We start from the raw sequence: 10438 nt of genomic DNA, 5'->3' as shown, positions 1-10438 counted from the left end.
TCGAGAAGGCCCACCCGGACGTCTTCGATCTGCTGCTCGGCATCCTGGGGGAGGGGAGGCTCACCGACAGCCTCGGGCGGCTGGTGGACTTCCGGATGACGGTGGTCTGCATGACGAGCAACCTCGGCGTCGAGCAGTCGGAGCCGGCGGGCTTCGGAGCCGAGCGCGGCGCGGAGGACTTCATGCGGGCCATCCGTCAGGCGTTCCGGCCGGAGCTCTTCAACCGCATCGACCACGTCATCCCGTTCCGGCGGCTGACGGAGGCGGACGTGCTGCGCATCGTGGACCTGGAGCTGGAGAAGGCGGCCTCGCGGGCGGGGCTCCTGCGGCGCCGGCTGCGACTGGTGGTGGACCCGGGGGCGCGCGCCTGGCTGGCACGCCATGGCTATGATCCGAAGCTGGGCGCCCGGCCGTTGAAGCGGCTCATCGAGGCGACGGTGATGGCCCCCATCGCCGTGAGGCTCGCGGCCGAAGCCGGGCTGGAGGACGCGATGCTCCCGGTCGTCGTGGCCGGCAGCGAGGCGGAGCGGATGTTGCGCTCGGAGTACCGGGCGCTGGCGACCGTGCTCGGGGGTTGACCCGCGCGCCGGGGCCTACGTCCAGGACACCTCGAACTCGGCGTCCAGGGACCCCGTCTGCCGGGAGGTCACCCGGACACCCCGCACCCGCGCGGCCTCGAGCGTCATCTGCAGCGCGCCCTCGATGAAGGCCGCGGGGGTGGAGATGCGCTCGATGACGAGGAGGCTGCGGTTGGAGCCCAGCGACTTCACCGTGCAGTCTCCCCCCATCAACACCATCTTGTGGACCAGCGGGATGTTGGCGATCAGCCGCTGCGGATCGTCCTCGGCCACCCCTTGCAGGGCCTTGCCCGCGGCGGAGGCGAGGAACTTCATCATCGTCCGGGAGCCCAGCGGCCGCAGGGCTCCCTCGAAGCTGCCGAACTTGCCGCTCAGGACATGGCCCGCCGTATAGAGCATCCGGAGGAACGTGCCGGTGGGGTAGCTGGCGAGATCCTGGAACTTCGTCTCCCCGCTGGCGGCCAGGCAGCGCTGCACGGCGGTCTGATCCGCCAGGTTGCGCACCACCTCCAGCACGGAATTGAAGAAGAGCCCGCGCATGGTGTGCGCTGGCGCGAGGAGGGACAGGCGCTGTCGCAGCTCCTCATCGGAGCCGAGCGGCGGCTGGGGTGGGCCGGGTCTACCTGGCGTATCCATTCGGAGGCGTACGGAATTCGGGGGGGGCTCCATCTTCCCATGAAACGTCCGGACTTGGACATCTATCCTGCCGCCCCCTTCCATACTCCTGGGTATGGCGGCCTGGCCGCTCTCGGGACGCATGGCTCCCATTAGCCCCATCCGCTCCGGCCCCGGCCATGCTCCAGGGCCGAGGCCCATGGTATCTGTCGGGCCTCCGGTGTCTCAGGACGCAACGCCTGCGTGTGTGACTCGCGAGCGAGGGTTCGTGCATGCGAAGTGCCCACGTCGACGTCCTCATCGTGACGGCACTGAAAGAGGAGTTGCAGGCCGTCCTGGAGCTCGAGCTCGACGGGAAGGGCCGGGATGGCTGGAAGGATGCTCGCGACCCGAGCGGCTTCCTCTACCACGTCCGGGAGATCCCGAACGACGCCGGGCAGCTGCTCCGAGTGGCCGCGGCCTGGTCGGGGGAGATGGGGGAGACCGCGGCGACCAGCCGGGCCGTGGGGTTGATCAAGGATCTGGACCCAGGCTGCCTCGCGATGTGCGGCATCTGCGCGGGCTGGCGGGGCAAGGTGTTTCTCGGTGACGTCATCGTGGCCGACCGGCTGTTCAGCTACGACCACGGCAAGCTCATCGCGAGTGTCGACGGGCGGGGCGATCAGTTCTTCAACGACCTCAAGACGTACAACCTCGAGCACCAGTGGATCCTGGATGCCACGTATTTCGCCGAGGACTTCACGCGAGCCCCCCGGCTCACGAAGGAGCGACCTCCTTCGAAGGATGCCCAGCGGCGGTGGCTCCTCTTCGCGCTGGAGGCCCACGAAAACGGTGGGGGCCCGGAGCCGGTGGCGCATCCCGAGCGCAAGTCGCGGTGCCCGGATTGGGGTGTGTGTGTCCAGGCGCTCCGGAAGGAGGGCCTCGTCGAGAGCGTCCGCCAGTCCCTCAAGCTGACGGAGAAGGGCCAGAACGAGGTCGGCGAGGCGCGGCTGCTGGATCCCGACGGGCTGAAGGGAGATCCCCCCTTCCAGGTCCATGTCGCCCCCATCGCCACGGGGAAGGTCGTCCGCGAGGATCCGGAGCTGTTCGACCGGCTGAGCCGCCATATCCGCAAGGTCCGTGGCGCGGAGATGGAGGCGTCGGCGATCGGTTTCGTGGCCGAGCTGCACGGACGCCGGTCCATCATCGCGAAGGCCGTCTCCGACTACGCCGACCACGACAAGGACGACGCCTACCGCTCCTTCGCGTGCCACGCCTCGGCGGCGTTCCTGCTGGGGTTCCTCCGGAAGCACCTGCACCCGGAGAAGGTGGGTGCATCCCAGGTGGGCGGAAGGGGAGGCCGGCGCTCGTTCGAGATCGTGGACGCCGGGGGCGGTGATTCGGACGAGTTCCTCGTGCGCGTCGAGCGGCTCTGCCGGTTGCACGAGCCGGTGGGGACGGAGATCGTCCGCCGCCAGGATGAGCCGCCGTTCGCCACCTTCCTCGAGGTGTCGGTGCTCGATGGAGGGCTCTCCCGGATCCTCCCGGTCGCCGCGCTCGAGCAGCCCATCACCGAGGAGCTGCTCGAGGCCTTCGTCAAGGGCATCCACGCACGCTACCGGCGAGACTATCAGTCCTTCGGCTCGCGGCTCGTGCACCTCGGGCCGCCCGCTCCGCCGTCACTGCGGCGGAAGGCCGAGACCCAGCGCGTCGACCTCGTCAGCTTCGCGGAGTACCTGGGGCTCATCAATTTCTCCGACTACCTCCAGCAGCAGACGGCGAGGCTCGAGAGCGATCGCGTCTACCCCCCGTCGCTCTACGTGAAGCAGCGGGCCCGCGTGAGCATCGGCGGGCGGGAGGCGGACCGCACCGAGGACGTGCTCCAGACGCTCCTGGAGCTGCTCGACTCACCGCACCCGCGCTTCGCGCTCGTGCTCGGTGATTTCGGGACGGGCAAGACGTTCCTGCTCCACGAGCTGGCGCGGAGGCTGGCCAAGGAGGGCTCGCTTCAGGTGCCCGTGCTCATCGAGATGCGCTCGCTTCAGAAGCAGCGCACGCTGCGTCAGCTCGTGGCCCAGCACTTCGCCGCCGCGGACGTGGAGCGGTTCGAGATGGAGCGGTTCCTCTGCATGCTGCGCGAGGGCCGGATCGTGCTCCTGTTCGATGGCTTCGACGAGCTCGCGCTCCGCGTCACGTATGACCGGGTGATGGAGCACTTCGGCACGTTGATGGAGGCCGCGCAGGGAAAGGCGAAGGTCGTCATCACGAGCCGGACGCAGCACTTCCTGACGGACCACGAGGTCCGGCTCGAGCTCGCCCAGCGGGCGGAGTCGCTGCCGGGCTACCGGCTCATCAAGCTCGAGCGCTTCAATGAGGAGCAGATCCGGCACTTCCTGCTGAACCGACTGGGAGGACAGGAAGCCGCGGACGAGCGCCTGGAGCTGCTGCGCAGCATCCGGGATCTGCTCGGCCTGTCGGAGAACCCCCGGCTCCTGAGCTTCATCGCCGACCTGGACGCGGAGTCCCTCCAGTCGGCGCGGACCGGCTCCGGGGAGATCTCCTCGGCGAAGCTCTACGAGCTGCTGATCGACCGCTGGCTCGGGAGCGAGCACGAGCGGGTCAATCCCGCGGGTGCACCCAAGGGGCTCAGCCGGCAGCAGCTCCGGAGCGCGGCCACCGCTCTGGCGATGCTCCTCTGGGAGCGGATGGATCGGGCGGTGAGCGCGAACGAGCTGCCCGAGGGGTTGTTCGCGGCGGTGAACGCGCGGGGAGAGCACGTTCTCGATACGGAGGTGATGCGGCACCAGCTCGGCTCCGGGTCACTGCTCGTGCGGGATGAGGAGGGCCGCGTCTCGTTCGTCCACCAGTCGGTGATGGAGTGGCTGGTAGCCGAGGCGGCGGCGAAGGAGCTGGAGGCGGGAGGCGAGGCCACGGTCCTGGGCCGTCGCGAGATGAGCGACCTGATGGCCGACTTCTTCATCGCCCTCGCGGGTCCGAAGGCGGTGGGACAGTGGGTCGGAGCGATGTCCGTCTCGGGGGATGACCTCGCGAAGCGGAACGCGCTGCGCATCGTGGGCCGGCTCCCTGGGGCGAAGCCGGGGCAGACGCTCGCGATCCATGTGAGGGATGTCGTGCTCGAAAGTTTCTCGGACCTCGGTGAAAAGGTCCTGAAGAACTTCCAAGAGTTCGTGAAGAACCTCGGGAACAGCGATCTGCGAGGTCAGAACCTGTCCGACTTCGATCTGCGTGGGGCGAACCTCCAGGGCACGAACCTCTCGGGGGTGACCCTGGCGGAGGCCGACCTCTCGCGTGGGCACCTGCGGGGTGCGCGGCTCTCCCGGGCCGATCTCACGAAGGCCTCGCTCCAGGGCGCGGATCTGACGGAGGCCGATCTTTCGGGAGCCCGGCTCCTCGGCGCCGACCTGCGTGGCGCGAAGCTCCAGGGGACGAGGCTGCGGGGCGCGAAGCTCACCGGGGCCCTCGTGGACTCGCTCGAGGGGGGCGATCTCTTCGGCGCGGCCCGACCCGATGTCACCACGGTCGAGCCCGGCCTGTCGTTGGCCTCACCGTGCCAGGCGGTCGCCTACAGCCCCATGGATGGCGACCTCATCGCCACGGGGCATTCCGATGGCACCGTCCGGCTCTGGGACGCCCCCACCGGCAAGGCCCTGCGCGTCTTCCAGGGGCATTCGGATAGTGTGCGCGGCGTGGCCTTCAGCCCGGATGGGACCCGGCTCGCCGCGGCCTCGTCCGACCGGACCCTGACGCTCTGGAGCGTGGGTGATGGACGGCTGCTTCGCGTCTTGGAAGGCCATCAGGGCCCCGTCTTCGGTGTGGCCTTCAAACCGGATGGAACGGTGCTGGCCTCCGCCTCGGATGATCAGACCGTCAGGCTCTGGAACGTCGAGGATGGACGGCCATTGCGCACCGTGTCGGGCCACAGGTCCTTCGTTCGGTCCGTGGCCTTCAGCCCGGATGGCTCGCTGCTGGCCTCGGGCATGGGCGACGGGACCATCCTGCTCTGGGGTGAGGACCAGGAGAAACCCCTGAGTGTCTTCCACGGCCATGCGGAGCATGTGCGCAGCATGGCCTTCAGCCCGGATGGACGGATGCTGGCCTCCGGCTCGGCGGATCAGACCGTCATGCTCTGGAGTGTGGAACGCAAAAATCTTTCCACCGTGCTTCGAGGGCACACGGACGCGGTGCTCGGTGTGGCCTTCAGCCCGGACGGGCAGATGCTGGTCTCCGGCTCGGCGGATCTCTCCCTCATGCTCTGGAACACCGCGAGCGGGCTGCCCATCCACGTCCTCAAGGGGCATGCGGACTCCATCTCGGGCGTGGCCTTCAGCCCGGACGGCACGACCCTGGCCTCCGCTTCCGAGGATCGGGTCACCGTGCTCTGGAGTACCGAGCAGTGGCATCCCCTCCGCAGTCTCAAAGGCCATCAAGGCGCCGTGTCCAGCGTGGCCTTCAGCCCGGACGGCACGACCCTGGCCTCTACCTCCAACGACCAGACCCTGATGTTCTGGAGCGTGGATCAGGCGAGGCCCCTGGATGTGATCAGGGACCACTCGGCCGAACGCATTGTCTTCAGCCCCACGGACGAGAACCTCGTCGCCACGGTCGATGCGCTCGGCATCATCCATGTCTGGGACACCCGCACGGGCAACTCCCGGAGCACCTTCCAGGGCTCCGGCGCGCTCGTTTCCAACATGGCCTTCAGCCCGGACGGTAGGAGGCTGGTCTCCGGCTCCAACGATGGGCTCGTCACCCTCTGGAGCCTCGAGTCCGGGTGGGAGCCGCGCGTCGTCATGCGTGGGCATTCTGGAGCCGTTTTCGACGTCGCCTTCAGCCCGGATGGCACGATGCTGGCCTCCGCCTCCACGGACCGGACGGTCGCCCTCTGGCGCGTGGGCCAGGACCGACCCGTGCGCATCTTCCAGGAACACTCGGACCAGGTCCGCAGCGTGGCCTTCAGCCCGGATGGAGCCCTCCTGGCCTCCGCCTCCAACGACCGGAGCGTGACCCTGTGGGAGTTGAGGAAGGGAGGCGCCTCGCGCGTTCTTCGGGGGCACAAGGCTTCCGTGACCAACGTGGCCTTCAGCCCGGATGGGACGCTCCTGGCTTCCGGCTCGGCGGATCGCACCCTCATGATCTGGCGCGCCAGGGATGGAGTGTTGCTCCATGTGCTCCGAGGACACTCGGGTCAGATCCGGAGCATGGCCTTCAGCCCGGATGGAAGGCTCCTGGCCTCTGGCTCCGCCGATGGCACGGTGGGCCTCTGGCATGTGGGCAGCGGCGCCCGACTCGCCACGCTGCTCCAGCTCCCGGACGGCTGGGTGTCCTTCCGTCCCGATGGGGGTTTCAAGAGCGAGGGAGGTACGGCCAGCGTGTTCTGGCACGCCATTGGCCTCTGCCGCTTCGAGCCCGGCGAGCTCGATCCCTACCTTCCCACGCCCCTGAGACTTCCCATGGACGAGTCGATCCTGCCTGGCGAAGTCATCCTTCCAGACTGACTCAGGGGTCGTCCTTCGTCCAGCGGCCCCGGGCCTTGTCCACCGGGTATTTGGCGCGGTTCTTCTCCAGCTTGCTCCGCATGGCCTCGAGGAGATCGATCCCCAACCGATCACACAGCAACAGGAGCGCGATGCCCACGTCGCCAATCTCCTCGGCGAGCCGTTGGCGCGGGACGGCCTGACGGGCGTACTGGTCCGCCTCGGCGTTGGGCACCCAGCGCAGCAGCGCGAGCAGCTCCCCCGCCTCGGAGGCCAGCAGCATGGACAGGTTCTTGGGGTCGTGGAACTGGCCCCACTCCCGCTCCGCGTTGAAGCGCCGGAGCTCCTCGAGCAACCGCTGGAGTTCGTCCTCGCTCATGGCTGGAGCAGCGCCTCGAACCGGGCGCGGGTCTGCTCATCGACGAAGTAGACGAAGGTGCCGCGCATCCCCCGGGTGAGCAGCACGCGGTAGATGTTGCGCAGCCGCTCCGTCGCGTCGGTCCCCGACTTCTTCAGGTCTCGCTTGAAGGCCGCGTCACGGTTGGCCTTCAGATCGGCCTGCCACTGCTCGAGCTGCCAGAGCAGATCCGGGCCGAAGATGAGGCCGATGTAGTCGAACTCGAAGCCCTGGACCGAGTAGATGGAGCCCACCTGGGAGAAGTACGCCTCGTCGGTGGCCCACTTGAAATATTGATGCTGGGTGGGGGCCAGGTCTCGTCCCGTCTTCTCGATCCATGGGGCACTCCACCCGTTGAAGGCCGGGTGGTGCACATCGTGGACGAGCGCCCCGTTGGCCTTGTTGGGCTTGGACCACTTCCAGCAGAAGCCCGCGAGGATGCGGCACTTGTTGCCGGCCAGCCGCAGGTGCTCGAGCCGGTCCTGCATCTCCTTCATCGAGCCGACGATCTGGAAGTCGTAGCCCTGGTACCGCCGCCACTGGAGGGAGCGGGGCGAGGGGAAGCCGAGCGCGTGGTCCACCCACTCGATGTAGCTCTTGCTCCCATTGCAGCGGAACTGGGCGTTGAGGTCGATCAGCGTGAAGGGGATGCCCGCGGACTCGGCATGCATCCGGATGTGCCCCACCGTGCCGATCTCGTCCGCGCGCACCATCTGGTTGTCATCCAGGAAGAGCGCGGTGACGCGGGAGGCCCGGAGCAGCTCGTCGATCATCGGCGTGTCCGAGAGCCGCTTCTCGTAGTTCTGGAACTTGGCCCGGCGGAAGTTCCACAGCCGGTGCGCCTCGTCTCCCACGAGGAGATCGAGCGTGTTCTCCTGCTCGGCGCCCAGGCGCGCGATGTCCGCGAAGGTGGAGAACAGCTCCTTGAGCGGAAGCTGATTCTGGAAACGGACGTTGTAGATGCGCTTGAGCATGTCCGTGGCGAACTCCTCCGTCTTGCCCTGCAACACGGTCTGGAAGGCCTTGGAGCCGGCGGCGTGGGCGATGCGCCACTTCTGGCGCGCGGCATGCGCCAGGAGCTGGATGGCCAGCACGCTCTTGCCCGTCCCCGGTCCACCGCGGATGGCCAGGACGGCCTTGTTGCCCGTGCGCTGCGCCTCCTCCACCTTGGCGATGATGGAGTTGAAGGCGACGAGCTGCTCGTCGACCAGCCGCCACTCGAAGGACCCCTCCACCGCCTGGACGAGCAGATCCATCAGCTTCTCGGAGGGACGCGCCTTCCCCTTCCTCACGGCCTCGGCGAGTGCCTCGCCGTCACCGGCCCCGACGCATCCGCGGAGGTACTCCTGGAGCCGGGTGGCCTCGGCGCGGGCGAACAGGGGGACGTCCCGAGTCGACGGGCCGAAGAGCAACGGATCCCGCAGGAGGCTGAGTGTGGCCGGCACCTCCAGGTTGTGGAGGTAGGAGCAGGCGTGGACCTCCGCGTCCGACTGGGTGAAGGCGGAGTGGTAGTGGCGCAGGAAGCTCGCATACCCCCGGGCCTGGGCGCTCGGGTGGAGGAGGGTCCGGTTCCCGAGCGAGACGGTGTCGGGGATGGCGGACCTTCCCGCGTGCGTCCACTGCTTCAGTTCGATGACGACAGCCGCGGGAACGCCGCGAGCCGACTGGCCCACGAGGAGCACGTCGCACCGACGCGAGCACAAGGGCATCTGTAGCTCGAGGAAGACCTGGGCCCGGTCAAACGCCGGATCATCCAGGACCTCGGCCAGCGCGGGCAGGGATTGACGCCACGAGGTCTCTTCGGATTCGGAGGGAGGGGCCTGCTCACTCTGCTCGAAGGCCGAGACGAGCTTCGAGACGAGTCGGCCGTCACGCACGGCCTGGACGAAGTCGGGAACGGAAGCGCTGTAGAGGTGCATGGTGGACGGGCGGGGCTCCGCGAAGGGGGCAGCATAGCGTGCGCGGGATCGAAACCTAGGGCCAGCCGAACAGGGAGCGGATGAGCAGACCGCCAGCGACGCTCGTTGCATTGGCCAGCAGGCTCCACGCGAACGCGCGCCGCACCCCGTTGGCGGAGAGCCAGAGCGCCTCGACTCCCACCGCGAAGGTCTCCGCCGCGATCACCATGCCCCAGTAGCCAACACCCACTCGACTCAGCAGGGGGAAGGCGAACCACACCACCGGATGGGTCAGGGTGCTGGCCAGCAACGCGGTGCGCCAGCCCGCGCCGGAGCGCAGGTAGAGGGGCACCTCGAGCACCTGGGTCAGTACGAAGGCGGCGAGCCACCGCGTCATGTCCGCCGGCCCTCGACGAGCCAGAGCGCCGCGACGGCGAGCTCGAGGTAGCCGTGGAACGCCGCGAGCTGGAGGTAGCCCAGCCGCGCCTCCCGGAGGTCCATCAGCCCCGAGGTGGCCACGGCGAGCGCGAGCACCCCGAAGAGCACGAGCGCTGGCACCCCGAAGTCCTCCACCAGCGCCCGCCACGTCGCCCGCCAGGGTCTCGGTGCCGCGCGCGTCCGATCCTCCTCCGGGACGAGGCGCAACCACACGCCATAGTGCACCGACTGGAGGAACGCGAAGGTCAGCACCAGCCGCAGCGCCAGCGCCGGGTGGCCCTTCAGCGGCGCCAACTGCTCCACGAATTCACCGAAGGACGTGCCCGTTGCCGGGGCCGTCCAGGCACCGAGCGCCGTCATCACGGGCTCGGCCACACCGAGCAGCAGGGCCACCGTCCCCCCGGCGGCGAGCAGCGGCACGCCCCAGGCGCGCGAGTGCCTCGACCGCCAGGCCCACCACCACAGCGCCACCGCCAGCACATTGTGCCCGTGGAGCAGGGCGAGCTGGCTACCCGTGGGGAAGCCCAGGGCGAGCACGGTGAGCACGGCCCAGCCCGAGAGCACCCCTGCCTTGCGCCACCACGAGCCATGGGCGCCCAGGATGGCCGGCACCATCGCGAGCAGCCCCACCGCCGGGCCAGCACCGCCCCAGGTGGCCAGGAGCGGCACGCCCCCGAGCACGGCCAGAGCGGTGCGGCGATGCAACCCGGGGCGCACGACGAGGTAGCGCAGATCCGCGACGAGGTGAGGCACGCCGAGCAGCACGGGGCCGAGCGCGAGGCTCCAGAGCGGCACGGCGAGGGTGAGCAGGAACGAGAAGGCCACCCCGGCCCCGCCGAGCCACGCCACGCGCCGTTCGCGGTCGGCGAAGAGCGGTGCGGCCCACGGAGCGGCGAGGCGGTACAGCCTCGCGCGCAGGGCGTCGGCGGGGGCGAGGAGTGCCTCCACGGTGCTCACGCGTTCCGGTTCCTCCGACGGGCAAGCCAGCCCGCCACGAGGACCATCAGGCCGAGCGACTCACCGGGCATCGCCGCGCAG

General features: G+C 68.9%; 7 protein-coding genes. 2 read left to right on the top strand and 5 right to left on the bottom strand.

From position 1 onward, the window contains the following. A partial coding sequence (locus VF697_RS12205) for an AAA family ATPase (RefSeq protein WP_331094485.1) occupies positions 1 to 578 on the top strand: 578 nt, incomplete at its 5' end. A 15-nt stretch (positions 579 to 593) separates the two neighbouring features. Here the strand turns inward: VF697_RS12205 and VF697_RS12200 are convergent. Next, entirely contained in the window at positions 594 to 1214 is a 621-nt protein-coding gene (locus VF697_RS12200) for a DUF2378 family protein (RefSeq protein WP_331094483.1), read from the bottom strand. Positions 1215 to 1465: 251 nt separating this feature from the next. Here VF697_RS12200 and VF697_RS12195 point away from each other — a divergent pair, with 251 nt between their 5' ends. Continuing rightward, the gene (locus VF697_RS12195) at positions 1466 to 6688 is read left to right on the top strand and encodes a pentapeptide repeat-containing protein (protein WP_331094481.1); all 5223 of its coding nucleotides are present in this window, start codon (positions 1466 to 1468) and stop codon (positions 6686 to 6688) included. A 1-nt stretch (position 6689) separates the two neighbouring features. On the opposite strand, the gene VF697_RS12190 is transcribed toward VF697_RS12195, so the two are convergent. From VF697_RS12190 to VF697_RS12175, 4 genes are read right to left on the bottom strand one after another with little or no spacing between them, the layout of a single operon-like run. Next, positions 6690 to 7046 (bottom strand): nucleotide pyrophosphohydrolase, encoded by a 357-nt coding sequence (locus VF697_RS12190; RefSeq protein ID WP_331094480.1) that lies wholly within the window; start codon positions 7044 to 7046, stop codon positions 6690 to 6692. After that, entirely contained in the window at positions 7043 to 8983 is a 1941-nt protein-coding gene (locus tag VF697_RS12185) for a DNA/RNA helicase domain-containing protein (protein ID WP_331094479.1), read from the bottom strand. The genes VF697_RS12190 and VF697_RS12185 overlap by 4 nt, the downstream gene beginning before the upstream one ends. Positions 8984 to 9038: 55 nt before the next feature. Further along, complete coding sequence (locus VF697_RS12180; protein ID WP_331094476.1) at positions 9039 to 9359, bottom strand: hypothetical protein; 321 nt, start codon at positions 9357 to 9359, stop codon at positions 9039 to 9041. Continuing rightward, the gene (locus tag VF697_RS12175; protein ID WP_331094474.1) at positions 9356 to 10357 is read right to left on the bottom strand and encodes a hypothetical protein; all 1002 of its coding nucleotides are present in this window, start codon (positions 10355 to 10357) and stop codon (positions 9356 to 9358) included. The genes VF697_RS12180 and VF697_RS12175 overlap by 4 nt, the downstream gene beginning before the upstream one ends. Positions 10358 to 10438 lie beyond the last annotated feature (81 nt).

This window comes from Archangium sp. (assembly GCF_036388035.1).
Classification (GTDB): domain Bacteria; phylum Myxococcota; class Myxococcia; order Myxococcales; family Myxococcaceae; genus Archangium.
Note: the sequence above shows the minus strand (reverse complement) of the source record. Positions and strands in the feature narration are given on the sequence as shown.